The following is a 23,748-nucleotide window of genomic DNA, read 5'->3' on the forward strand; positions in this document are numbered from 1 at the left end:
CGGTGGCCGCCACCCTTTCACCCTTCCGGGAGTTGCCATGACTGATGCGCCCGAGTCGACGTCCGCCCCCCAGCCGACCCCCGGCACGCCTGACGGTCAGGAGCCCGCCGAGCTGCACGAGGAGCCGCACGACGCGAGCGTCGGCTCGCGGCTGAACTGGCTGCGGGCCGGGGTGCTGGGCGCCAACGACGGCATCGTCTCCACGGCCGGCATCGTCATCGGCGTCGCCGGCGCGACAACGTCGGTCACCGCCATCGCCACCGCCGGCGTCGCGGGGCTCGTGGCCGGTTCCCTGTCGATGGCGGGCGGCGAGTACGTGTCCGTCAGCACCCAGCGCGACACCGAGAAGGCGCTGCTGACCAAGGAGCGCTGGGAGCTGGAGAACATGCCCGACGAGGAGCTCGAGGAGCTCACACGCCTCTACGAGGCGAAGGGCATCTCGCGGCGGGTCGCCGAGGAGGTGGCGCGCGACCTCACGAAGAACGACGCCCTGCGCGCGCACGCGGAGACGGAGCTCGGCCTCGACCCGGACGACCTGACGAACCCGTGGCACGCCGCCGGGTCGTCGTTCATCTCGTTCGCGGTGGGCGCCCTGATCCCGCTGGTCGTGATCCTGCTGCCGATCAACGGTGCGCGGGTGTGGGCGACCGTCGGCGCGGTGATCCTCGGGCTGATCCTCACCGGGTTCCTCAGCGCCCGGCTCGGCAAGGCGCCCGAGGGTCGGGCGATCCTGCGGAACGTCGGCATGGGCATCCTGACCATGGCGATCACCTACGGCGTCGGCAAGATCTTCGGGACGACGGTGGCCTGACCCGGTCGGTCAGCCCGCGGAGCCGGCGGCGTCGAGCGCCTGGGACAGGTCGTCCACCAGGTCGTCCACGTCCTCCAGGCCGACGGACAGCCGGACGGTCGACTCGGCGATGCCCACCGCAGCGCGCCCGGCGGCACCGAGCTTGCGGTGCGTCGTCGTCGCCGGGTGCGTGACCATCGACTTGGCGTCGCCGAGGTTGTTGGACACGTCGATCACCCGCAGGGCGTCCAGCACCGCGAACGTGCGGCGCTTGGCCTCGTCCGCACCCGCGCCCTCCGGCACCGCCAGCTCGAACGTCACCACGGTGCCGCCGCCGGTCTGCTGCGCCAGCGCGAGCCGGTGCTGGGGGTGCGACGGCAGGAACGGGTAGCGGACGCCGGCGACGGCCGGGTGCTGCTCCAGCCACTCCGCGAGGCGCAGCGCCGATGCGGCCTGGTGGCGCACCCGCAACGACATCGTCTCGAGCCCCTTGAGCAGCACCCAGGCGTTGAACGGCGACAGCGACGGACCGGTGTTGCGGATCAGGGTGCGGACGGGCCCGTGCAGCAGCTCCGTCGACCCGAGGATCGCCCCGCCGAGCACCCGGCCCTGCCCGTCGATGTGCTTGGTGGCGGAGTAGACCACCACGTCGGCGCCGTGCTCGAGCGGGCGGGAGAAGACCGGGGTGGCGAAGACGTTGTCGACCACCACGACGGCGCCGGCGGCGTGCGCCAGCGCCGACACCGCGGCGATGTCGACCAGGTCCTGCATCGGGTTGGACGGCGTCTCGAAGAAGACGACGTCGGCCGGGGTGGCCAGCGCGGCCTCCCACTGCTCCGGCACGTGGCCGTCGACGTAGTCGGTGCGTACGCCCCAGCGGGCGAGGATCTCGTCGAAGATCACGATCGACGAGCCGAACAGGGCGCGGGCGGCGACGATCCGGGAGCCCGACGAGACGAGCGCGGCGAGCGTGGTGAACACGGCGGACATGCCGCTGGACGTGGCGACCGCCGCCTCGGCGCCCTCGAGCAGGCGCAGGCGCTCCTCGAACGTCGACACCGTCGGGTTGCCGTAGCGGGAGTACTGGAACCGGTCGGCCTCACCGGCGAAGGCCGCCTCGGCGTCCGCCGACCGCTCGTAGACGTAGCCCTGCGTGAGGAACAGCGCCTCGGACGTCTCGTCGAAACCCGAGCGCACCAGGCCGCCGCGCACGGCGAGCGTGTCGGGCCGCAGCCCGGCCCGGTCCACCCGGCGGTCGTCCCAGTCGGCAGGTCCCGGGACCCGCCGGCTCACGCCTGCCGCCACGGCAGGCCGTCGGCGCGCCAGCCCGTGTGGCCGCGCTGCCCGTCCGGGCCGACGTCCCCCTCGAAGCCCTGCAGCACGTTGTGCACGGGACCGTAGCCGGCGGCCTGCGCCGCGAGCCCCGCGGCGACGGAGCGCACCCCCGACCGGCACAGGAACACGAGGTCCCGGCCGTCACCGGGCTGCACACCGGCCAGCGCCAGCTGGTCGAGGAACTGGGGGTTCACCGCGTGCGTGGTCCCGCTCAGCCACTCGACGAACACGGGCTCGCGGCCCAGGTCTGCCGTGTCCGGCACGCCGATCTGCTGCCACTCGCCGGCCGTGCGGACGTCGACCAGCACGGCACGCTCGTCGGACGCGAGCAGGTCCCAGGCCTCGCGGGGGGTCAGGTCGTCGATGTCGCTCATGTGCTCCTCCATCGGTCCCGGCGGTAGCACCCGTGTCCGGTCCGCGCCGTGGGGCGCGGTCCGCGGGTTGCTGCGGCGTCGTCGATCCGGGTCTCTCGGCCGCTCTGGATGGTGGCGCGATGCTATGCCCCGCTCCGAGGGTCGTCCCAGTGCGCGGACGAACTGTCTTGCATGGCGAGATGAACGGCTGTCGGCGGTTGACAGCGGGCCCGGCCGCCGCCGAACCTCGTCTCGGTCATGAGCGCCAGCGAGCGCCAGCTGGGACCCCGCACGGGTCCGCAGGCGGCGTGCAAGCCCCGGCTCGCTGGCCGGCAACCCTCCCTCCGCGGCGGGGTGCCCCGGGTGACGACCAGGCCGTCCGCCGTCCGGCGGGCGGCAAGCGCGGACCTCGCCGAGGTCCCTCCCGCCGGAGGACTGCCATGACCAGCGTGCTCGAGACGTCTCCCGTCTGCACCGACATCCCCGCCCTGCTGCCCGTCGTCGGGGCCGACACCCTGGTGCCGCTGGTGGACGGCAGCAGCGCCGTCTACGCCAACCTCGACTGTGCCGCGAGCGCCCCCGCGCTGCAGTCGGTGGCGGACCGGATCGCCGAGGTGCTGCCCCTGTACGCCTCGGTGCACCGGGGTGCCGGGTACCTGTCCCAGGTGTCCACCGCCCTGTACGAGTCGGCGCGGTCCACCGTCGCGGCGTTCGTCGGGGCACGGGTCGACGACGTCGCGATCATCACCCGCAACACCACCGACTCCCTGAACCTGCTGGCCGGCGTGGTGCCCGGCCCGGTGCTGGTGCTCGACGTGGAGCACCACGCCAACCTGCTGCCGTGGGTGCACGCCGCCCGGGCCCGCCACCGCACCACGATCCTGCCGGTGGCGGCCACCGTCGCGGCGACGCTGGACGCGCTGCGCGCCGAGCTCGCGGCCAACGAGTACGCCCTGGTCACCGTCACGGGGGCGTCGAACGTCACCGGTGAGGCGCTGCCGCTGGACGCCGTGGTGGCTGCGGCGCACCAGGCCGGTGCCCGGGTGGCGGTGGACGGCGCCCAGCTGGTGCCGCACCGCGGGTTCTCGCTGGCGGCCACCGGCGCGGACTACGTCGCCTTCTCGGGGCACAAGAACTACGCGCCGTTCGGTGCGGGTGCGCTGGTGGGTCGGCGGGACTGGCTCGACGCGGGCACGCCGTACCTGGCCGGCGGCGGTGCCGTGCGGGACGTGCGGCCGGACCGGACGTTGTGGCAGCCGGCCCCGGCGCGCCACGAGGCGGGGTCGCCGAACGTGCTGGGCGCGGTGGCCCTTGCGGAGGCGTGCCAGACGCTGGTCGCCCTGCCGGCCGGCGAGCTGACGGCGCACGAGGAGTCGCTGCGGTCCCGGCTGGTGGCGGGGCTCGAGGCGCTGCCCGGGGTGCGGGTGCTGCGCGTGTGGCCCGACTCGGTGGACCCGGTCGGCGTGGTCAGCTTCACGGTCGCGGACCTGGACCCGGGGCTGGTCGCCGCGGTGCTGTCCGCCGAGCACGGCATCGGTGTGCGGGACGGGCGGTTCTGCGCGCACCCGCTGCTGGCGCACCTGTCGGCCTCGGACGGTGCGGTGCGCGCGTCGGTGGGCGTGGGGACGACGAGCGAGGCGGTCGACCGCCTGGTCACGGCCCTGGACCGGCTGCTGGTGGAGGGGCCGGCGGCGGAGTACACGGTCGTGGACGGGTGCTGGACGGTGGCCGACGACCCGCGGCCGCTGCTCGACGTGCCGGGGCTGGACCACCTGGCGGCCACCGCGGCGGCGGCCTGCGGCCCGGCCGTCTGACGACGCTCGTCGGGACCCCGGATCGCTCAGTCGACCCGGATGCCCAGCTGCTCCGCGAGCGCCGGGGCGAGCTCCAGCAGCAGGTCGCCGGTGATCGTCGACCCCGCCAGCCCGGCGACGCCCTCGATGTGCTGCAACCCGGTGAGGCCGCGCAGGTCGACGTCCACCAGCCGGGCCGCCGTCACGTCGAGCCGCCGAACCGTGCAACCGCGCAGCTCGAGCCGCCGGACGGTCGCCCCGCCCAGCGCGAGCTCGTCCACCACGCAGCCGTCGAGCACCACGTCCACCAGCTCGGACTCGCGCAGGTTCAGGTAGTCGACCTTCCCGCCGCGGACGGTCACCCGCGTCCACGAGGAGCCGTAGGCCTGCACGGCGCCGAGGCGGCAGTCGGTCAGCGTGCCGTCCCACCAGGTGGTGCGCGCCAGGCTGAGCTCGTCGGCGCGCACCCGTGACCACGACGTGTCCACCAGCCGGGCGCCGTCGAGACGGACGCCGTCCAGCCGGCAGGCGGTGAACGTGCACTCCAGGACGCGGGCGTCGTGCCCGTCGGCGCCGGACAGGTCGACGTCCGCCAGGTCCACGCCGTCCAGGTCGGCACCGGGGGAGAGCGGCTGGGGCCTCACGCGACCACCGTCCCACGCCCGCCCGGGGTGACCGACCGGGACCCGCCGGTGTCGAGGGGCCACGGGTCGACGGGAGCCCGGTGCGGGGTGTGGGCGGCGGATGGCAGCATCGCGATGTGCGCCACTCCCTGGTCCTCACAGCGCCCGGTGTCCTGCTGGTCCCGCTGGCCGACGTGCACGCCCCTGCGCTCGCCGCACTGGTGGACGAGCCCATGTGGCGCGGGATGAGCAGCCCGGTCCCGCGCACGCCGGACGACGTGCTGGACCTGATCGCCGCCGCCGACGCCGATCCGGGCCGGTACGCGTTCGCCGTCGTCGAGGAGTCCACCGGTGCGGTGGTCGGCAGCACCTCGTTGTACGACGTGACGCTCACCGCCGCCCGCGCCGAGATCGGGTTCACCTACTACGCGCGCCGGGTGTGGGGCACCACGGTGAACCCCGCCTGCAAGCTGGCCCTGTTCAGCCAGGGCTTCGACGACTGGGGCCTCGCACGCGTCGCCCTGCGCGCCGACACGGCGAACTCACGGTCGATCGGAGCGATCCTGCGGCTCGGCGCGACGGCCGAGGGCGTGCTCCGCAGCCATCGCGTGCGACCTGACGGCAGCCGCGGGGACACGGCCTACTTCTCGGTGCTGGCCGACGAGTGGCCGGCGGTGCGGGCCGGTCTGGAGCAGCGCGTGGGGCTGGCGTAGGTGCCGACGCTCGACCGTCGGCTCGAAACCGCCGATGCGGTGGTGATCGGGCTGTCCTCGATGCTCGGCGCCGGTGTGTTCGTGGTGCTGGGCCCGGCGACTGCCGCCGCGCGCGGCGGGGTGCTGGTCTCCCTGGTGGTGGCGGCCCTGGTCGCGTGGGCCAACGCGACGTCGACCGCTCAGCTGGCGGCGGTGCTGCCGCGCGCCGGAGGGGTCTACGCGTACGGCCGGGAGCGGCTCGGGGAGTGGCCCGGGTTCCTCGCCGGGCTGGCGTTCGTGCTGGGCAAGACGGCCTCGTGCGCGGTGATGGCGGGGACGGTGGCGGCGTACGTCGTGCCGACCGCGTGGCACCGGCCGGTGGCCGCGCTGGTCGTCGTCGCGCTGGTCGCCGTCAACCTCGCGGGGGTCTCGCGGACGGCGGCGGCGGCGCGGCTGCTGCTCGCCGTCGCGGTGGTGGTGCTGGTCGCGGTCGTCGTCGTCGCCCTGGGTCGGCACGTCGACACGCTGCCGGGGGACGTGCTTCCGCACGGTCTGCCCGGCGGGGTGCGCGGCACGCTGCAGGGCGCGGCCCTTCTCTTCTTCGCCTTCGCCGGGTACGCGCGCGTCGCCACGCTCGGCGAGGAGGTGCGCAAGCCCCGCACGACCATCCCGCGGGCCATCCGTCTCGCGCTCGCCCTGGTCGCGGTCGGCTACCTGGCCGTGGCGGTCGCGGTGCTGCACGTCCTCGGCGTCGACGGCGCGGCGGGGTCCCGGGCGCCGGTGCTCGACACGGCCACGGCGACCGCCGGCTGGCTGGTGCCGGCCGTGCGGGTGGCCGCCGTCGCGGCGGCCGGGGGCGCGCTCCTCGCGCTGCTCGCCGGCGTGAGCCGCACGGCGTTCGCCATGGCTCGGGAGGGTGACCTGCCGCGCCGCTGGGCCGCCGTCGGCGGGCGCTCGCGGGCGCCGTGGCTCGCCGAGCTGGTGGTCGGCGCGACGGTGGTGGTGCTCACGCTGGCGGTCGACCTGACGGGCGTGCTGGTGGTCTCGTCGTTCGGCGTGCTGCTCTACTACGGCATCGGCCACGCGGCGGCCTGGACTCAGCCGGCGGCCGATCGGATCGCACCGCGATGGGTTCCTGCGGTGGGCCTGGTCGGGTGCCTGGCGCTCGCGACGGCGCTGCCGGGGTGGGCGGTGGCGGCGGGTGTCGGGGTGCTGGCGGTCGGGTCCGCGGTGCGGGCGGTCGCCGTGCGGGTCAGGCGGTCGGCAGCGGGACGACCGAGCCGGTCAGGTGGGGACGGCGGCGGCGGGGGTCCCACACGGTGAGGTCGTGGCCGGTGCCGGTGCCGCTGGAGGTGCCGGCGGCCGGGTCGCTGCGGGCCACGCGCACCGCGACGGTGGTCGGCAGCACCACGGGCGCCGCGAAGTCGACCGACCAGGTGAACGACTCCCCGCGGACGGCACCGACGGTGGCCAGCGCCCGGGCGGCGGTGAACATGCCGTGCGCGATGGCGCCGTGGAAGCCGAACGCCCGGGCGGCGGGTGCCCACAGGTGGATCGGGTTCACGTCACCGGAGACGGCCGCGTAGCGGCGGCCGGTGTCCGCGGGCAGCCGCCAGGTGGCGGTGGGGACGGGCGGCTCGAACGGCCGGCGATCGGTGGCCTCGTCCGTGCCTGAGCCCTCGCCGGAGCCGCCGCCGGAGCCGTCGTCGTGGGCGGAGGCCGGGACCGAGCCCGGCTCAGCCGCGGGCCCGGCCGACCCGGCCAGCCGCACCCCCTTGGCCAGGTAGGTCGACACGCCGCGCCACGCGGTGACGCCGTCGGCCGCCACCTCGCTGACCAGGTCCACCTGCGTCCCGGACCGGTGCGCGCGCAGCCCGGTGGCCCACGACCGCACGTCCAGCTCCTGGCCGAGCCGCAGCGGTCGCCGCTGCTCGACGCGGTTGGCCAGGTGCACCAGCCCGAGCAGCGGCAGCGGGAAGTCGTCGCGGACCATCAGGGCGGTCGCCACCGGGTACGCCAGCACGTGCACGAAGCCCGCGGGCAGCACGTCCGTGCCGGGCTCGCCCAGCAGGTGCTGGTACGCGGTGAGCCGCTCGGCGTCGGCCTGCACGCCGTGGGCGCTGAGCGTGACGTCGGGCAGCGTCGTCGTCGCGTCGCCCCGGCCAGCTCGCCCGGCGCGGCGCGACACCGCACCGGCCGCGGCGGCGGTCAGCGCGTGCCGGTACGAGTCGCCGAGCGGTGGCACCGTCGGCAGTTCGACCGTGCGCAGCGGCCCGGTCACTGGCCCACCAGGTTCTGCCCGCACACCCGAAGCGTCCGTCCGACGATGCCGCCGGCTGCCGGCGAGGCGAGGAAGGCGACCGCCTCAGCGACGTCCTGCGGCAGGCCGCCCTGCTGCAACGAGTTGAGCCGTCGCGCGACCTGCCTGGTCAGCGCGGGGATCCGCGCCGTCATCTCCGTCTCGATGAACCCGGGGGCCACGGCGTTGGCCGTCCCGCCGAACGGCACCAGCAGGGGAGCGGTGGCGCGGACCATGCCGATCACGCCGGCCTTGGAGGTGGCGTAGTTGGTCTGGCCGCGGTTGCCGGCGATGCCGGACGTCGAGGCGGTGGCGACGATGCGCGGCTCGTCGGTGAAGTCGCCGCTGGTCAGCAGCGCCTCGTTGATCCGCAGCTGCGACTCGAGGTTGACGGCGAGCACCGAGGACCAGCGGTCGGGCGCCATGTTGACCAGCAGCTTGTCCCGGGTGATGCCGGCGTTGTGCACCATCACGTCGAGCCGTCCGTGCCGGGCGCGGACGTGCTCGAGGATCCGCTCCCCGGCGTCGGCAGCCGTCACGTCCAGCTGCAGCGCGGTGCCGCGCACCTCGTTGGCCACCGCCGTCAGCTGCTCACCGGCGGCCGGCACGTCCACCGCCACGACGTGCGCGCCGTCGCGGGCCAGCGTCCGGGCGATCGCCGCGCCGATGCCCCGTGCCGCGCCGGTCACCACCGCGACCCGGCCGTCCAGCGGCCGCTCCCAGTCGGCCGGCAGCGTGCCGGCGGTCGAGTCCACCGCGAGCAGCTGACCGTCCACGAAGGCCGACCGCCGGGACAGGAAGAACCGCAGCGCGGCCACGGCGCTCGGCGCCGTGACCGGCACCGAGCCGGTCAGCACCACGCCGTTGCCCGTGGACCCGCCGCGCAGCTCCTTGGCCAGCGACCGCAGCAGGCCGTCGACCCCCTGCCGGGCGGCGGCGACCGCCGGGGCGTCGTCCGCGGTGGCCGCCCGGGACACGGTGACCACCCGGCCACCGCTGCGCAGTCCCTTCACAGGACCGGCCGCGGCGAGCACCGGCTCGGTCAGCTGGTCCGGACGCTCGACGGCCGTGAGCACCAGGACGACGGCGCCGTACCGGACGTCCGGCGCCGGGTGCCGGTGCACCTCCAGGTCCCAGCCGTCGAGCACGGCCGGCATCCCGGCGGCGGCTGAGCGAGCCTCCGCCCCGGCCCCGGGCACCACGCCGCCCGCCGGCCCGGACAGCAGCCGCGCCAGCGCATCGGCGTCGTCCCCGCGGCCCAGCACCAGCACCGGCCCGTCGAGCAGCGGGATGCCGGGCGTGTAGCGCCGCAGAACGGCGGGCCGCGGCAGCCCCAACCGCTTGGCCAGCGTGGCCGTCGGGCCGCTGTTCACCAGCTGCAGGTAGGTGTCCGGCATGTCACGCCGCCTCGAGCAGCACGGCGACGCCGAGCCCACCGGCGGCGCACACCGTCACGAGCGCCCGCACCGGGGAGTCGTCGCCCGCGGCGACCTGCGCCAGGTGCCGGGCGTGCAGCTCCTTGGCGGTGCTCGCCACGATCCGCCCCCCGGTCGCGGCGAACGGGTGCCCGGCCGCCAGCGACGACCCGTGCACGTTCAGCCGCTCCCGCTTCACCGACCCGAACGCGCCCGGCAGCCCCAGCCGTTCCCGCCCGAACTGCTCCGACTCCCACGCCGCCAGGATCGCCAGCACGGTGGAGGCGAACGCCTCGTGGATCTCCACGTGGTCGAGGTCGTCGAGCGTCAGCCCGTGCCGGGCGAGCAGCCGCGGCGCCGCGTAGGCAGGGGCCATCAGCAGCCCGTCCTCCCCGTGCACGAAGTCGACGGCGGCGACCTCGGCGTCCACCACGGCGGCGAGCGGCGTGAGGCCGTGGTCGGCGGCCCACTGCGCCGAGCCCAGCAGCACCGTCGAGGCGCCGTCGGTCAGCGGCGTCGAGTTGCCGGCCGTCATGGTCGCGGGGGCGGTCAGGTGGTTGCCGAACGTGGTCCGCAGGCCGGCCAGCTTCTCCAGCGAGGTGTCGGTGCGCAGGTTGGCATCCCGTGCGAGCCCGCGGTAGCCGGTGACCAGGTCGTCGAAGAACCCGCTGTCCCAGGCGGCCGCGAGGTTGCGGTGGCTGGCCAGCGCCAGCTCGTCCTGGGCCTCGCGCGTGATGCCCCACTCCACGGTGGTCAGCGCCTGGTGCTCGCCCATCGACAGGCCGGTGCGCGGCTCGTCCACCCGTGGCGGGTTGGGGGTCAGGTCCTTGGGACGCAGCCGGGCGAGCACGGCGGCCCGCTGCCCGACGGTGCGGGCCCGGGACAGGTCGAGCAGCACGCGCCGCAGCCCTTCGCTGACGGCGATCGGGGCGTCGGAAGCGGAGTCGACGCCGCCGGCGATGCCCGACTCGAGCTGGCCGAGGCGGATCTTGTTGGCCAGCAGCAGCACGGTCTCGACGCCGGTGGCGCACGCCTCCTGCAGGTCGACCGCAGGGGTGCGCGACGACAGTGCGGAGCCCAGCACCACCTCGCGGGTGAGGTTGAAGTCCCGGGAGTGCTTGAGCACCGCCCCGGCGGCGACCTGACCGATCACCTCGTCCTGCAGCCCGTACCGGGCGACCAGACCGTCGAGCGCCGCGGTGAGCAGGTCCTGGTTGCTCGCATGGGCGTAGGGGCCGCCGGCGCGGGCGAACGGGACCCGGTTGCCGCCCAGCACGTAGGCCGGGCGGGCGGGGGACGGCGACGTGGGGGAGGGCGACGTGGGGGACGGAGAGCTGGGGGACGGGGAGGTGCGGGCCATGGGAGAAGTCCTCTCGCATCGTCACTGATGGGCCTGCTGCGGTGGCTCAGAGATCGCGGGTCAGAGGTGCTGCGCGCCGTCCCGACGCCGGCGCGGGACCTTTGTCCCTTGGATCTGTCCGGAACCGATGGTACCTGATACCGTCGGTTTCGTGAGTGGTCGTGAACCGACCCGGTCGACGACGACGGGCCTGCGGGCGGTGGGCAGCGATGCCCCACCGGCGGACGGTCGTGCCACCCGATGGGCGGACCACCGCGAGGCCCGGCGCGCGGTGCTGGTGCAGACCGCCCGGCGCACGGTGCACCACGACGGTCCGGACATCTCCATGGACGAGATCGCGGCGGCGGCCGGCACCTCCAAGTCGATCGTCTACCGGTACTTCGCCGACAAGACGGCGCTCCAGGTGGCCGTCGCCGAGCTCGTCGTGCGGGACATCCGGGACGCGCTCGCGGATGCGCTCGCCGCGCACGGCACGCCTCGCGAAGGGCTCCGCGCGATGGTCGACGTGTACCTGGAGATGATCGAGTCGTCGCCGTCGGTGTACGCGTTCGTCACCCGCGACGGGTCGGTGGAGCACTTCCTCGACCAGGTGACCGCCCTGGTGGCGGGCCCGTTCGCCCGCGAGGTGGCCGCCCGGTCCGTCGACTCGCCGGGCAGCGCCGCCGCACTGGCCACCGCGTGGGCCGCGGGTGCCGTCGGCTTCGTCCGCGGCGCCGGCGAGTGGTGGCTGCTGCACCGCCACGAACCCGCGGCACCGAGCCGGGGCGAGCTCGCCGGCCGCGTCTGCACCTGGTTGTGGGCCGGCCCCGTCGGTCTCGTCGTGCGTCCCGGCACCGCCGCCCGTCCCTCAGCAGGCACTTCGACGATGAAGGAGACCTCATGACCACCACCGCCGAACGTCCGCCCCGCCTCCGCACCGCGGACGCGCGCGTCGACGTCCCGACGCTGGAGCAGCACCTGCTCGGCCGCTACGCGGACCTGCGCCGCAGCGCCCGGGCGATCGTCGCCGACCCGGCCTTCCAGAAGATCGAGGGCCAGCCCTACGCCGAGCACCGGGAGCGGGTGCTGACCCAGCTGCGCCGCCTGGTCGCGGAGACGGACGTGCTGCGGGCCTTCCCCACGGCGCTCGGTGGTTCCGACGACCACGGCGGCAGCCTGGCCCGGTTCGAGGAGCTGGTGGCCGGCGACCCGAGCCTGCAGATCAAGGCCGGTGTGCAGTGGGGGCTGTTCGCCTCGGCGATCCTGCACCTCGGCACCGCCGACCACCACGAGCGGCTGCTGCGGGACGCGATGTTCCTGCAGGTGCCGGGCGCGTTCGCGATGACGGAGACCGGCCACGGCTCGGACGTCGCCTCGATCGGCACCACCGCCGAGTACGACGCCGCCACCCAGGAGTTCGTCCTCCACACGCCGTTCCGCGGCGCCTGGAAGGACTACCTCGGCAACGCCGCCACGCACGGCACCGCCGCGGTGGTGTTCGCGCAGCTGATCACGGCGGCGCCCGGCGGCGAGCGGGTCAACCACGGCGTGCACGCGTTCTACGTGCCGATCCGCGACGCGGTCACCGGCGAGTTCCTGCCGGGTGTCGGGGGTGAGGACGACGGGTTCAAGGGCGGCCTCAACGGGATCGACAACGGCCGCCTGTGGTTCGACCACGTCCGCGTGCCGCGCCGCGACCTGCTCAACCGGTACGGCGACGTCGCCGCGGACGGCACCTACAGCTCGCCGATCGAGAACCCGGGACGCCGCTTCTTCACCATGCTCGGCACTCTCGTCCAGGGCCGCGTCTCGCTGGACGGTGCCGCCGCCAACGCGAGCAAGCTGGCCCTCGCCATCGCGGTCACCTACGCCAACCAGCGCCGCCAGTTCGCGGGTGCGGACGACGACGAGGTGGTGCTGCTGGACCACGGCGAGCACCAGCGCCGGCTGCTCCCGCTGGTCGCCGAGGCCTACGCCTCGACCTACGCCCACGAGGAGCTGCTCGCGGCGTTCGACGACGTGTTCTCCGGGCGGGCGGACACCCCGGCGACCCGTGCCGACCTGGAGACGCTGGCCGCGACCCTCAAGCCGACGTCGACGTGGGCCGCGATGCGCACCATCCAGACCTGCCGCGAGGCATGCGGCGGCGCCGGCTTCCTCGCCGAGAACCGCCTGGTCGGGCTGCACCAGGACCTGGACGTGTACGTGACGTTCGAGGGCGACAACACGGTGCTGTACCAGCTGGTGGCCAAGCGGCTGCTCGGCGACTACGCCAAGGGGCTCAAGCTGCACTCGGCCGGTGACATGGCGCGGCTGGTGGCCGAGCGGGCCGCGGACGCCGCCCTGCACCGCACGCCGCTGGTGCGCGCCGCCCAGACCATCGCCGACGTCGGCGACGCCCGCCGCTCGGTGGGCCAGCTGCGCGACGAGTCCACCCAGCGCCAGCTGCTGACCGACCGCGTGGAGACGATGGTCGCCGAGGCCGCCGCCGCCCTCGCCCCCGCGCGCAGCCTGCCGCCTGCCGCCGCGGCGGCCCTGTTCGAGGCGCACCAGCACGAGCTGATCGAGGCGGCCCGTGCCCACGCCGAGCGTGTGCAGTGGGAGGCGTTCACGCGGGCCCTGACCACCGTCGACGACCCCGGCACCCGCCGGGTGCTCACCCGGCTGCGGGACCTGTTCGGGCTCACGCTCGTGGAGCGGCACCTCGCCTGGTACCTGATCCACGGGCGGCTGTCCGCGGGCCGTGCGCGGACCGTCTCGTCGTACATCGACCGGCTGCTGGTGCGGCTGCGTCCGCACGCGCAGGATCTGGTGGACGCGTTCGGCTACGGCCCGGAGCACCTGCGCGCGGCCATCGCGTCCGGTGCCGAGCAGGTGCGGCAGGACGAGGCCCGGGCGTGGAACCGGGCGCAGCGCGCGTCCGGCGAGGCGGCGGTGCCGGAGCGGCACGTGCGGGGCTGAGGCTGCGAGGTGCAGACCTCCAGGTCTCGCGCCCCGGCCCCCGGCCGTCAGCCGTTGGCTGCGGTCGGGGCAGGCGGGGTGGCGACGTCGGCAGCCGTCGGGTTGCACCGCGTGCGCAGCATCGTCAGCGCGTCGACCTGAGGCCGCCACGGCTCGATGTGCCAGGTGGACTTGCCGGCCGCGCCGAGCACGTGGCACAGCAGCTGCTCGTGCATCGTCGGGCTGTTCGCGTCCGGGTGCTGCGCGACGAGCTGGCTCCACAGTGCCTGCTGAGCGGCCAGCGTGCCGCTGCGCGCCCACTCGCTCGGGGTGACCTCGAGGGAGCGGCCGCCCTCGGCCACGCCCCAGGTGGCTGCCACCACCGCGCTGCCGGACAGCCAGGTGGTGACCGGGCCGCCGGTGGCCGTGGCCCCGAGCCCACTGGCGGTCACGTGGTCGATCCGTAGCACGGCCGCGGGGGTGCCGACCACGGTGAACCGCGCGCTCGGCGTCGGTGCGCTGAGCCCGATCAGGAAGGACCCGTCGGAGGCGGAGATCACTGCGGACCCGTCCTCGAGCACGGCGGCCGTCGAGCCGGCCGGACCGGTCAGCCACGCCAGCGGTACGGCCGCCGGTGCGGAGGTCGTCGGGCTCGCGACCGCGGTGGTCGGCGATCCGCTCTCGGCGCCGTCCTTGGCCACCAGGCGCAGGTGGGCCGAGCCGTCCGGGTCGGCGCTGGCGTCGGCGGTGACGGTGGCGTCCGGGACGGCGGCGGCGCTGACGCCGTTGGCGGTCAGGGCCACACCCCTCGTGCGGACGTCCGCCGCCGAGGGGTCGTTCGGCGCTGGCGCAGCCGTGCCCGCCGTGGGCAGGGCGTCGGTCGGCCCGGCCGCGTCGCCGGCCGTGCACCCCGACGCGAGGCCGACCAGGACGCAGACCAGGGCGAACGCGCGGCCGGCGCGCACACGCCGGCGACGGTCCGTGCTCGGCCCGCGGTGGCTGGACACGCAGGCACCCTAACCGGGCGGGCGCGGGCGCGGGCGGTCCACCGGGCGGCGTCATCCTGGTCCCACGCCCCGCGCCGTCGGTGGACGAGAATGCGGGGAGGCGGCCGCCGGGCGCGCCGCGGCGGCCGACGACGGTCCCGCCGAGCCGCCCGGGCCGACGCCGCGCGGCACCACCGCCGCGTCCCTGCCCCGACACACCTCTGGAGTGAGCTGACGATGCGGGCCTGGCCCACGGTCCCGAGCCACCTGGCATGGCTGGACCGCCACCTGAACTCCCTGCTGGCCTTCGGCCGGCACACCCCCGCCCCGGGCGGGGGCGCCTACTGGCTGGACGACGACGGCACGCCGCTGCCGGCGCAGGGGGTGCAGACGTGGATCACGTGCCGCACCGTGCACGTGTACTCGCTCGGCACCCTGCTGGGTATCCCGGGCAGCCGGCCGATCGCCGAGGCGGCGCTCGCGGGGCTGACCGGCCCGCTGCGGGACACGCAGCACGGCGGCTGGTACCCCGGCGTCGGCGCCGACGGCACCCCCGACCCCGACAAGACGGCCTACGCCCACGCGTTCGTCGTGCTCGCCGCCTCGTCGGCCACCGTCGCCGGCCTGGCCGGTGCCCGTGAGCTGCTCACCGACGCGCTGGCCACCTACGAGCGCTGGTTCTGGGACGACGCCGCCGGCAAGGCCGTCGACACGTGGGACACCACGTTCAGCACGCTCGACCCGTACCGCGGCATCAACGCGAACATGCACACCGTCGAGGCGTTCCTCGCGGCGGCGGACGTCACCGGCGACCGCGTCTGGCTGGACCGCGCCGCCCGGATCGGCGCCTTCGCCGCCTCGGCCGCCGCGGGCAACGGCTGGCGGCTGCCGGAGCACTTCGACGAGGCGTGGACCGCCCAGCCGGAGTTCAACGACGACCAGCGGGACGACAAGTTCAAGCCGTACGGCGCCACCGTGGGCCACGGCCTGGAGTGGGCCCGCCTCCTGCTGCACCTCGAGGCCTCCGGGGCCACCGGCGCCGACTGGCTCGAGGCGGCGCGCGCGCTGTTCGACCGCGCGGTCGCGGACGGCTGGGCGGCCGACGGTGCCGACGGCTTCGTCTACACCACCGACTGGTCCGGCGCCCCCGTCGTGGCCGACCGCATGCACTGGGTCGCCGCCGAGGCGATCGGCGCCGCGGCGGCGCTGCACCAGCGCACCGGTGACGAGCAGTACGCGCAGCGCTACGCGCAGTGGTGGGACTACGTCGACCGGTACGTGATCGACCACGTCAACGGCTCGTGGTTCCACCAGCTCGACGTGCACAACCAGCCGGCCGGCACCGTCTGGCCCGGCAAGGCGGACCTGTACCACGCCGCCCAGTGCACGCTGATCCCGCGGCTGCCGCTGGCGCCGTCGCTGGCCACCGCGGTGGCGCAGGGGCTGGTCCGGTCCTAGCAGGCAGGGGCTTCAGGTCCGGGTGCGGTGGGGGAGCCCCTGCCGCACCCGGCTTGTCTCCGGGCGCCGCTGCCCTGCCCAGCCCGGGCCGCTCACCAGCGCGGCGGCCGCCGCCCGTACGGGTCGTTCCGGTACAGGTCCTGCGGGTAGCGGCGCGTGGTCGCCAACCGGTGCTCCACCCCGCCGGCCCGTGCGAACGGCTTCGCCAGTACCGCCCCGAGCACGAACCCGCCGACGTGCGCCCAGTACGCCACCCCGCCCGCGGACAACGCGCCGAGCGAGCTGAGCCCCGACCAGAACTGCAGGAAGAACCAGCCGCCGATCAGCAGCCACGCCGGCAGCAGCGGCCAGACGAACAGCGGCGGGATCAGCACCACGATGGTGCGGACCATGCCCCGCGGGAACAGCACCACGTACGCGGCGAGCACGCCGGCGATGGCTCCGCTCGCGCCGACCAGCGGGGTGGTCCCCGACGGGTCGACGGCGACCTGCGTCAGCCCGGCGACCACGCCGCACAGCAGGTAGAAGCCGAGGTACCGCAGGTGCCCCATCGCGTCCTCGACGTTGTCGCCGAAGATCCACAGGAACAGCATGTTCCCGCCGAGGTGCAGCCAGCCGGCGTGCATGAACATGCTGGTCAGCAGCGTGAGCCAGGCGGCAGGTCCGTCGTGCAGGATCGCGCGGGGGACCGCAGCGTAGGTGGCCATCAGCTGCGCCTGCTCGGTGGGCGTCGCCCGCACCATGGCGAGGAACACCAGCACGTTCACCGCGACCAGCAGGTAGGTGATGCCGGGCGTCGTCCGGCGCCTGCTGTTGTCGTCCGCGATGGGGATGACCACCCACTGACGCTAGCAACGGGTCTCCATACCTGCCCGGCTATCCTCGGGGATCGATGACCAGCCACGTGCAGTCGCCGGCCCCCCGTCCCGCCGCCACGTCCGACACGGTGGAGCACGCGCTCGCCACCCCGGACCTCGAGCAGCCGTACGCCGAGCTGGGCCTCAAGCCCGACGAGTACGCGCGCATCCGTGACCTCCTGGGCCGTCGGCCCACCGCCGCCGAGCTGGCCATGTACTCGGTGATGTGGTCGGAGCACTGCTCGTACAAGTCGTCGAAGCTGCACCTGTCGACGTTCGGCGAGAACCAGACGCCGGCGATGCGCGAGCACCTGCTGGTCGGCATCGGGCAGAACGCGGGGGTCGTCGACATCGGCGACGGCTGGGCGGTCACGTTCAAGGTCGAGTCGCACAACCACCCCAGCTACGTCGAGCCGTACCAGGGTGCGGCCACCGGCGTCGGCGGCATCGTGCGCGACATCATCTCGATGGGCGCCCGCCCGGTCGCCGTGATGGACCAGCTGCGGTTCGGCGCCGTCGACCACCCGGACACCGCGCGCGTGGTGCACGGCGTCGTCTCGGGCGTCGGCGGCTACGGCAACTGCCTGGGCCTGCCGAACATCGGCGGCGAGCTCGTCTTCGACCCGTCGTACCAGGGCAACCCCCTGGTCAACGCCCTGTGCCTCGGCGTCCTGCGGCACGAGGACATCCACCTGGCCAACGCCGAGGGTGTGGGCAACCAGGTCGTGCTGTTCGGCGCGCGCACCGGCGGCGACGGCATCGGCGGCGCCTCGATCCTGGCCAGCGAGACGTTCGACGACACCAAGCCCTCCAAGCGGCCGTCGGTCCAGGTGGGCGACCCCTTCATGGAGAAGGTGCTCATCGAGTGCTGCCTGGAGCTGTTCGCGGCGCACGTCGTCGAGGGCATCCAGGACCTCGGCGCCGCCGGCATCAGCTGCGCCACCAGCGAGCTGGCGTCCAACGGCGGGTCCGGCATGCACGTCGACCTGGAGAAGGTGCTGCTGCGCGACCCCACGCTGACCGCCGGCGAGATCCTCATGTCCGAGTCGCAGGAACGGATGATGGGCATCGTCCGGCCCGAGAAGCTGGACGAGTTCCTCGCCATCACGCGCAAGTGGGACGTGGAGACGGCGGTGATCGGCGAGGTGACCGGCGACGGCCGGCTGACCATCGACCACTTCGGCGCCCGCATCGTCGACGTCGACCCGAAGACGGTGGCGCACGAGGGGCCGGTGTACGACCGCCCGTACGCCCGTCCGGACTGGCAGGACGCCCTGGTCGCGGACTCGGTGAGCACCTCTGACGGCCAGGCGCGCTACCCGCGCGCGGAGACGCCCGACCAGCTCCGCGACACCGTCCTCGCGCTCGCGTCCTCGCCGAACCTGGCGTCGAAGGCGTGGGTCACGGACCAGTACGACCGCTTCGTGCAGGGCAACACGGCCCTCGCCCAGCCCGACGACTCCGGCGTGGTCCGCGTCGACGAGACGACCGGCCTCGGCGTGGCGCTGGCCACCGACGCCAACGGTCGCTACGCCCAGCTCGACCCGTACGTCGGCGCCCAGCTGGCGCTGGCGGAGGCCTACCGCAACGTCGCCACGACGGGTGCCAAGCCGCTGGCCGTCACGGACTGCCTCAACATCGGCAGCCCCGAGCGCACCGACTCGATGTGGCAGCTGGTCCAGGTGATCCACGGCCTCGCGGACGCCTGCGTCGCCCTCGAGGTGCCCGTGACCGGCGGCAACGTCTCGCTCTACAACACGACCGGTGACCAGGCGATCCACCCGACCCCGGTGGTCGGCGTGCTCGGCGTGCTGGACGACGTGGCCGACGCGGTGCGGTCCGGCTGGACCAACCCCGGTGACGCCGTCTACCTGCTGGGCGCCACCCGGCCGGAGCTCGACGGCTCCGCCTGGGCGGACGTGGTGCACCACCAGCTCGGCGGCACCCCGCCGAAGGTGGACCTGGAGGCCGAGCGCCGGCTCGCCCTGGTGCTGGCCCAGGCCGCCCGCGACCACCTGGTCGACGCCGCGCACGACCTGTCCGAGGGTGGCCTCGCGCAGGGTCTGGTCGAGGCGTCGCTCCGCTTCGGGGTCGGTGTGCAGGTGGACCTGGACCCGCTGTGCACACGGGACGGGCTGACGCCGTTCGAGGCGCTGTTCTCCGAGTCCACCGCCCGGGTGCTGGTCGCCGTGCCGCGCTCGGAGGAGGTCCGGCTGATCGACCTGTGCACGTCTCGCGGCGTGCCGGTGCTGCGGCTGGGCGAGACCGCCGAGACGTGCAGCCCGGGTGCCGGCCGGCCGGTGGACCCCTCCGACCACGTGCACGCGCCGTCGGTCGAGGTGCAGGGGCTGTTCACCATCCCGCTCACCGAGCTGCGGACCGCGTCCGAGGGGACGCTGCCGCACCACTTCGGCTGACGCGAGGGGCTGACCGTGCCCCGGTCCCGCATCGCCCGCCTCGCGGACGCCCAGGTCGCAGCCGCGCTGGCGCAGGTCCGGGCCGAGCTGGGCATCCCCACGGAGTTCGCCGCGGCGGCGGCCGACGAGGCGGCCACGGCTGCGCGGACCGGACCGCTGGACGTCCCGGGTCGGTCGGTCGCACGGGTGGACGCGACCGACCTCCCGCTGCTCACCATCGACCCGCCCGGCTCGATGGACCTCGACCAGGCGCTGCACGTCGCACCCGCGGGCGACGGCTGGACCGTGCACTACGCCATCGCGGACGTCGGCGCGTTCGTCGTCCCCGGCGGCGCCCTCGACATCGAGACCCACGCGCGCGGCACCACCTGCTACGGCCCGGACGGCACCGTCCCGCTGCACCCCACGTCCCTGTCGGAGGGTGCCGCGAGCCTGCTCCCGGACCAGGACCGCCCGGCGGTGCTGTGGCGGTTCGACCTGGGAGCCGACGGCGAGCCGGCCGCGGTGCACGTCGGCCCCGCCACGGTGCGCAGCCGGGCGCAGCTTGCCTACCCGCAGGCCCAGCGCATGCTCGACGAGCACGAGCCGGGGGCGCTGACCGACGTGCTGGTCGGGGTGCGCGCGGTGGGCCGGCTGCGCGAGCGGGCGGAACGGGACCGCGGCGGGGTGTCGCTCTCGGTGCCGGAGCAGCAGGTGGCGGCCGACGGCCACGGCGGCTGGACGACGAGCTTCCGGGCGGTCCTGCCGATGGAGCGCTGGAACTCGCAGCTGTCCCTGCTGACCGGCATGGCCGCGGCCCGGCTGATGCTCGACGCCGGCGTCGGCCTGCTGCGCACCATGCCCCCGGCGGACGACGGGGACGTCGCGCGGCTGCACCGCACGGCCGCGGCCCTCGATGTCGACTGGCCCGCCGACGAGCCCTACCCGCACCTGCTGCGGCGCCTGGACTCGGCACACCCGGCGCAGGCCGCGTTCCTCGACGCCGCGACCTCCCTGTTCCGCGGCGCGGGCTACGTCGCGTTCGGCGGGTCGGACGGTGCCGCACCCCCGACGGGGTCCGCCGCCCGGCACGCGGCCATCGCGGCGCCCTACGCCCACGTCACCGCACCGTTGCGGCGCCTCGCGGACAGGTACGCCTCGGAGATCGCCATCGCGGCGTGCGCCGGATCGGCGGTGCCGGAGTGGGTCCGCGCGGCCCTGCCCGGTCTGCCGTCGGTGATGGGTCGCACCGGTCAGCGGGCCGCCGCCTACGACCGCGAGGGGACCGACGTGGTGGAGGCGGCGGTGCTGGCGCCGCGGGTGGGTGGCACCTTCGACGGCGTGGTGGTCGACCGGCGGGACGCCGAGCCGACGCGCGGCGAGCTGGTGGTGCGGCACCCGGCGGTGCGGGCCCGGATCGAGGCCGACGACGGTGCCGACCTCCCGCTCGGCGTGCCGGTCCACGCGCGGCTGGCCGAGGCGTCGGTGCCCCGGCGCACCGTGCTGTTCCGGCTGCCCTGAGCGACCCCCGAGCCGGACGAAATCCGCTCGCCCGCGCCGTCGGCGCACTCCTACGGTCGTCGCATGGACACCGTCCGAGTGGTGCGCGCCGACCGCGGCGCCGTCCTCGCCGTGCCCGCGAACGTGCCGCAGCGGCCGACGGACCAGCGGCACCCGGGCGCCGACCAGGCCCTCGACACGATGGACGCAGCCGCCCCTGTGCGGGTCCCGCTCGACCACGACGGCCTGGTCCCCGACCCGGACGGCGTCCGCCTGCCGCCGACGGTCGGTGACGTGCTGGTCCTCGATGCGTCAGCCCCCGGCGACCAGCCGCACGTGCACCACCTCGTGCCTCGCCGCACCGCGCTGGTCCGCGACACCGCCGGCGCCACCTCCCGGGAGCAGGTGCTCGCCGCGAACGTCGACGTGGTGCTCGTCGTCGAGCACCTCGACCCGGACCCGTCCCTCGGTCGCGTCGAACGCCTGCTGACGCTCGCGTGGCGGTCCGGCGCCCAGCCGGTGGTCGTGCTGACCAAGTCCGACCTGGTGCCGGACGCCGCGTCGATGGCGGCGGAGGTCGCGTCGGTCGCCCCCGGCGCCCCGGTGCCCCGGTGCACGCCGTCAGCGTGGTCGACGGGTCCGGCCTCGACGGGCTGCGGGCGCTGCTGCGCCCCGGGACGACGCTCGTCATGGTCGGGCCGTCGGGTGCCGGCAAGTCCTCCCTGGTCAACGCCCTGGCCGGGCGCCAGGTGATGGAGACGGGCGAGCGCCGTGCCGACGGGCGCGGGCGGCACACCACCACCCACCGCGAGCTGGTGCCACTGGGCGACGGCGTGCTGCTGATCGACACCCCGGGCGTGCGGGGGATCGGCCTGGTGGCCGATGCCGAGGCGCTGGACGAGACCTTCGCCGACGTCGTCGCGCTCGCGGCCCGTTGCCGGTTCGCGGACTGCGCGCACCTGTCGGAACCGGGCTGCGCCGTGCTGGCCGCGGTGGAGGACGGCGAGCTGCCGGAACGCCGCCTCGAGTCGTGGCGTCGGCTCGCCCGCGAGGCCGCCCACCAGGCCCGACGGGCGGACGCGCGCCTCGCGGCGCAGGAGCGCGCGCGTGTCCGGCAGTGGAGCCGTGACGTGCACCGGTCGCTCCGCGAGCGGGACCGGGTCGAGGGGCGCGGCACCGGTCGCCGCTGAGCGCGCCGTCGGTGGTCGGGCCAGGGAGTCGCGTCAGGGAGTCGGGTCGGGGGCCGGGCTCGCCCCGGGGCGGTCCCGCGTCCGCGACCGGGGCAGGATGTCCGGGTGGCGGTACGACGCAGGACGGATCCGGCCGACGGACGGGCGGCGCTCGGCGTGTGGCGCGCCGCACCCGACGACGTCCCGGTGGGCGCCCGACGGACCGCGGTCCGGTTCACCCTCGAGGAGCTGGCCGACGTGGCCCCGGGCAATTCGGTCGAGGTGCGCGTCCCGCCGGACGGCGCCGTGCAGGCCGTCGCCGGCCCGCGGCACACCCGCGGCACCCCGCCGAACGTCGTCGAGACGGACCCCGACACGTGGCTCCGCCTCGCAACAGGTGCGCTGACGTGGACGGACGCCCTGGCGCAGGGACGGGTGCACGCCTCGGGCGCCCGCGCCGACCTCTCCGACTGGCTCCCGTTGCAGGCCGCCCGCCCCCGCGGCTGACGCTCGTCCCCGCACCTGACGCGCGGTGTCGGATCGCCGATCCGCCCCGGCGCCGTCACAGGAGCATCCGCATCAGCCGGCGCACCTCCCGGATGGTCTCGTCCGCCAGCTCGTTCGCGCGCGCGTTGCCCCTGGTCAGCACGTCGTGCACCACCTGCGGGTCCGCCGCCAGCTCGGCCCGGCGGGCCCGCAGCGGGGCCAGGTAGTCCAGCAGTGCGTCGGCGAGCAGCGACTTGAGGACGCCCGCACCGCGCCCACCGATGTCCTCGGCGACCTCCTGCGGGGTCCGTCCGGTGCACAGGCCGGTCAGCAGCAGCAGGTTGGCCACCTCGGGGCGCCGCTGCGGCTCGTAGGTGATGTGCCGGTCGCCGTCCGTGCGCGCCGAGCGGATCGCCCGCACCGTGGTGTCGGTGTCCGCGCCGAGCGCGATCGCGTTGCCGGCGGACTTGCTCATCTTGGCGCCGTCCGTGCCGAGCACCACGGGCGCGGTCGACAGCAGCGCGTCTGGCTCGGGGAAGAACGGCTCGGCACCCGCGTACCGCTGGTTGAACCGCCGAGCGATGGTGCGCGTGGTCTCCAGGTGCGGCAGCTGGTCCCGCCCGACGGGCACCAGGTTGGCGCGGCAGAACAGGATGTCGGCCGCCTGGTGCACGGGGTACGTCAGCAGCAGCCCGGTCAGCGCGCGCCCGCCCGTGGCGGCGAGCTCGGCCTTCACGGTGGGGTTCCGGTCCAGCTCGGCGACGGTCACCAGGCTGAGGAACGGCAGCAGCAGCTGGTGCAGGGCCGGGACGGCGCTGTGCGTGAAGATCGTCGTCAGCTCGGGGTCCAGACCGGCCGCGAGATAGTCGAGCACCACCTCGCGCACCGCACCCCGCACGTCACCGGCGACGTCGCGGTCCGTGATCACCTGGTAGTCCGCCACCACCAGCAGGGTGTCGACGCCGGACCGCTGCAGCCGCACCCGGTTCTCCACGGTGCCGAACAGGTGCCCGAGGTGCAGCGGGCCGGTCGGTCTCTCGCCGGTCAGCACGCGGAACCGTGAGGGGTCCCGGGCCAGCTCCTCCTCGATCTGCTGCGCCCGCTGACGGGCGCGGAGGGCGGCGAGCTCCAGCGAGCCGAGCGCGGCGCCGGGCGGGCCGTCCGGCGCCGAGGTCACGCAGGCGGTGGGGGAGGGTGCGGTGGACGACGGGAGCACGACGGGTCCTTCGGGTCGGTGCCGCCGCGCGAGACCGGGACCGTTCCGTCACCCGAGCCGCTCGGCAGCTCGGGGAGGTGTGGATGACCGGGCTGCGACTA

General features: G+C 75.2%; 21 protein-coding genes and 1 riboswitch. Of the genes, 12 read left to right on the top strand and 9 right to left on the bottom strand.

Annotated features, from left to right (window positions below):
* Window positions 1–37 precede the first annotated feature (37 nt).
* Window positions 38–811, top strand: a complete 774-nt coding sequence (locus ACFQTY_RS08925) for a VIT1/CCC1 transporter family protein (RefSeq protein ID WP_378099536.1) — start codon at window positions 38–40, stop codon at window positions 809–811.
* Window positions 812–820: 9 nt separating this feature from the next.
* Here ACFQTY_RS08925 and ACFQTY_RS08930 read toward each other — a convergent pair whose 3' ends face one another.
* Together ACFQTY_RS08930 and ACFQTY_RS08935 are read right to left on the bottom strand one after the other, a co-directional pair.
* Window positions 821–2,083 carry an O-succinylhomoserine sulfhydrylase gene (locus ACFQTY_RS08930; protein WP_378099539.1) on the bottom strand — a complete coding sequence of 421 codons (1,263 nt, stop codon included), beginning with the start codon at window positions 2,081–2,083 and terminating at the stop codon, window positions 821–823.
* A complete protein-coding gene (locus tag ACFQTY_RS08935; protein ID WP_337974425.1) occupies window positions 2,080–2,499 on the bottom strand; it encodes a rhodanese-like domain-containing protein in 420 nt (139 codons plus the stop codon). The genes ACFQTY_RS08930 and ACFQTY_RS08935 overlap by 4 nt, the downstream gene beginning before the upstream one ends.
* A gap of 273 nt (window positions 2,500–2,772) precedes the next feature.
* Window positions 2,773–2,887: riboswitch (SAM riboswitch) on the top strand.
* Window positions 2,888–2,918: 31 nt separating this feature from the next.
* Here ACFQTY_RS08935 and ACFQTY_RS08940 point away from each other — a divergent pair.
* On the top strand, window positions 2,919–4,292 hold the full coding sequence (locus ACFQTY_RS08940; RefSeq protein ID WP_378099541.1) for an aminotransferase class V-fold PLP-dependent enzyme: 1,374 nt from the start codon (window positions 2,919–2,921) through the stop codon (window positions 4,290–4,292).
* Window positions 4,293–4,318: 26 nt separating this feature from the next.
* Here ACFQTY_RS08940 and ACFQTY_RS08945 read toward each other — a convergent pair whose 3' ends face one another.
* A complete protein-coding gene (locus ACFQTY_RS08945) occupies window positions 4,319–4,915 on the bottom strand; it encodes a pentapeptide repeat-containing protein (RefSeq protein WP_291761303.1) in 597 nt (198 codons plus the stop codon).
* 116 nt (window positions 4,916–5,031) lie between these two features.
* Between ACFQTY_RS08945 and ACFQTY_RS08950 the strand changes: the two genes are divergently transcribed.
* The gene (locus tag ACFQTY_RS08950; RefSeq protein WP_378099544.1) at window positions 5,032–5,607 is read left to right on the top strand and encodes a GNAT family N-acetyltransferase; all 576 of its coding nucleotides are present in this window, start codon (window positions 5,032–5,034) and stop codon (window positions 5,605–5,607) included.
* The gene (locus tag ACFQTY_RS08955; RefSeq protein ID WP_378099546.1) at window positions 5,608–6,909 is read left to right on the top strand and encodes an APC family permease; all 1,302 of its coding nucleotides are present in this window, start codon (window positions 5,608–5,610) and stop codon (window positions 6,907–6,909) included.
* On the opposite strand, the gene ACFQTY_RS08960 is transcribed toward ACFQTY_RS08955, so the two are convergent.
* The 3 genes from ACFQTY_RS08960 to ACFQTY_RS08970 are packed head-to-tail and all read right to left on the bottom strand — an operon-like array spanning window position 6,839 to window position 10,660.
* The gene (locus ACFQTY_RS08960) at window positions 6,839–7,867 is read right to left on the bottom strand and encodes a MaoC/PaaZ C-terminal domain-containing protein (protein ID WP_378099548.1); all 1,029 of its coding nucleotides are present in this window, start codon (window positions 7,865–7,867) and stop codon (window positions 6,839–6,841) included. The genes ACFQTY_RS08955 and ACFQTY_RS08960 overlap by 71 nt on opposite strands.
* Window positions 7,864–9,282: a 3-oxoacyl-ACP reductase gene (locus tag ACFQTY_RS08965; RefSeq protein ID WP_378099550.1), complete on the bottom strand. Its 1,419-nt coding sequence runs from the start codon at window positions 9,280–9,282 to the stop codon at window positions 7,864–7,866. Before ACFQTY_RS08965 ends, ACFQTY_RS08960 begins: the two co-directional genes overlap by 4 nt.
* A gap of 1 nt (window position 9,283) precedes the next feature.
* Window positions 9,284–10,660, bottom strand: a complete 1,377-nt coding sequence (locus tag ACFQTY_RS08970; protein ID WP_378099553.1) for an acetyl-CoA C-acetyltransferase — start codon at window positions 10,658–10,660, stop codon at window positions 9,284–9,286.
* Between the two features lie 151 nt (window positions 10,661–10,811).
* Here ACFQTY_RS08970 and ACFQTY_RS08975 point away from each other — a divergent pair, with 151 nt between their 5' ends.
* Both ACFQTY_RS08975 and ACFQTY_RS08980 read left to right on the top strand, forming a co-directional pair.
* Complete coding sequence (locus ACFQTY_RS08975) at window positions 10,812–11,543, top strand: TetR/AcrR family transcriptional regulator (RefSeq protein ID WP_378099555.1); 732 nt, start codon at window positions 10,812–10,814, stop codon at window positions 11,541–11,543.
* Window positions 11,540–13,600, top strand: coding sequence for an acyl-CoA dehydrogenase (locus ACFQTY_RS08980; RefSeq protein ID WP_378099557.1), 2,061 nt, complete (start codon window positions 11,540–11,542; stop codon window positions 13,598–13,600). The genes ACFQTY_RS08975 and ACFQTY_RS08980 overlap by 4 nt, the downstream gene beginning before the upstream one ends.
* Window positions 13,601–13,647: 47 nt before the next feature.
* Here the strand turns inward: ACFQTY_RS08980 and ACFQTY_RS08985 are convergent, their stop codons facing one another.
* Window positions 13,648–14,586, bottom strand: coding sequence for a DUF2599 domain-containing protein (locus tag ACFQTY_RS08985; protein WP_378099559.1), 939 nt, complete (start codon window positions 14,584–14,586; stop codon window positions 13,648–13,650).
* Window positions 14,587–14,802: 216 nt separating this feature from the next.
* On the opposite strand from ACFQTY_RS08985, the gene ACFQTY_RS08990 reads away from it, so the two are divergent.
* Complete coding sequence (locus ACFQTY_RS08990; protein WP_378099561.1) at window positions 14,803–16,023, top strand: AGE family epimerase/isomerase; 1,221 nt, start codon at window positions 14,803–14,805, stop codon at window positions 16,021–16,023.
* A 92-nt stretch (window positions 16,024–16,115) separates the two neighbouring features.
* On the opposite strand, the gene ACFQTY_RS08995 is transcribed toward ACFQTY_RS08990, so the two are convergent.
* Window positions 16,116–16,862 carry a rhomboid family intramembrane serine protease gene (locus ACFQTY_RS08995; RefSeq protein WP_378099563.1) on the bottom strand — a complete coding sequence of 249 codons (747 nt, stop codon included), beginning with the start codon at window positions 16,860–16,862 and terminating at the stop codon, window positions 16,116–16,118.
* Window positions 16,863–16,915: 53 nt separating this feature from the next.
* Between ACFQTY_RS08995 and purL the strand changes: the two genes are divergently transcribed.
* The 5 genes from purL (at window position 16,916) to ACFQTY_RS09020 (ending at window position 22,452) form a co-directional block, all read left to right on the top strand.
* On the top strand, window positions 16,916–19,297 hold the full coding sequence (gene purL / locus ACFQTY_RS09000; protein ID WP_378099565.1) for a phosphoribosylformylglycinamidine synthase subunit PurL: 2,382 nt from the start codon (window positions 16,916–16,918) through the stop codon (window positions 19,295–19,297).
* A 15-nt stretch (window positions 19,298–19,312) separates the two neighbouring features.
* A complete protein-coding gene (locus tag ACFQTY_RS09005) occupies window positions 19,313–20,797 on the top strand; it encodes an RNB domain-containing ribonuclease (protein WP_378099567.1) in 1,485 nt (494 codons plus the stop codon).
* 63 nt (window positions 20,798–20,860) lie between these two features.
* A complete protein-coding gene (rsgA, locus tag ACFQTY_RS09010; RefSeq protein WP_378099569.1) occupies window positions 20,861–21,529 on the top strand; it encodes a GTPase RsgA in 669 nt (222 codons plus the stop codon).
* Entirely contained in the window at window positions 21,430–21,966 is a 537-nt protein-coding gene (gene rsgA, locus ACFQTY_RS09015) for a ribosome small subunit-dependent GTPase A (protein WP_378100708.1), read from the top strand. The genes rsgA (ACFQTY_RS09010) and rsgA (ACFQTY_RS09015) overlap by 100 nt, the downstream gene beginning before the upstream one ends.
* A 105-nt stretch (window positions 21,967–22,071) precedes the next feature.
* The gene (locus ACFQTY_RS09020; RefSeq protein WP_378099571.1) at window positions 22,072–22,452 is read left to right on the top strand and encodes a sterol carrier family protein; all 381 of its coding nucleotides are present in this window, start codon (window positions 22,072–22,074) and stop codon (window positions 22,450–22,452) included.
* 55 nt (window positions 22,453–22,507) lie between these two features.
* Here ACFQTY_RS09020 and trpS read toward each other — a convergent pair whose 3' ends face one another.
* On the bottom strand, window positions 22,508–23,608 hold the full coding sequence (gene trpS, locus ACFQTY_RS09025) for a tryptophan--tRNA ligase (protein WP_378100710.1): 1,101 nt from the start codon (window positions 23,606–23,608) through the stop codon (window positions 22,508–22,510).
* Window positions 23,609–23,748 lie beyond the last annotated feature (140 nt).

The sequence above is a fragment of the Cellulomonas sp. T2.31MG-18 genome, from assembly GCF_964266755.1.
Lineage (GTDB): Bacteria > Actinomycetota > Actinomycetes > Actinomycetales > Cellulomonadaceae > Cellulomonas.

Bases quoted from the DNA above. Each gene is read 5' to 3' on its own strand.
- ACFQTY_RS08925 (WP_378099536.1), top strand. From the start codon at position 38: ATGACTGATGCGCCCGAGTCGACGTCCGCCCCCCAGCCGACCCCCGGC.
- ACFQTY_RS08935 (WP_337974425.1), bottom strand. From the start codon at position 2,499: ATGAGCGACATCGACGACCTGACCCCCCGCGAGGCCTGGGACCTGCTC.
- ACFQTY_RS08940 (WP_378099541.1), top strand. From the start codon at position 2,919: ATGACCAGCGTGCTCGAGACGTCTCCCGTCTGCACCGACATCCCCGCC.
- ACFQTY_RS08965 (WP_378099550.1), bottom strand. From the start codon at position 9,282: ATGCCGGACACCTACCTGCAGCTGGTGAACAGCGGCCCGACGGCCACG.
- ACFQTY_RS08970 (WP_378099553.1), bottom strand. From the start codon at position 10,660: ATGGCCCGCACCTCCCCGTCCCCCAGCTCTCCGTCCCCCACGTCGCCC.
- ACFQTY_RS08980 (WP_378099557.1), top strand. From the start codon at position 11,540: ATGACCACCACCGCCGAACGTCCGCCCCGCCTCCGCACCGCGGACGCG.
- ACFQTY_RS08990 (WP_378099561.1), top strand. From the start codon at position 14,803: ATGCGGGCCTGGCCCACGGTCCCGAGCCACCTGGCATGGCTGGACCGC.
- purL (WP_378099565.1), top strand. From the start codon at position 16,916: ATGACCAGCCACGTGCAGTCGCCGGCCCCCCGTCCCGCCGCCACGTCC.
- rsgA (WP_378099569.1), top strand. From the start codon at position 20,861: ATGGACACCGTCCGAGTGGTGCGCGCCGACCGCGGCGCCGTCCTCGCC.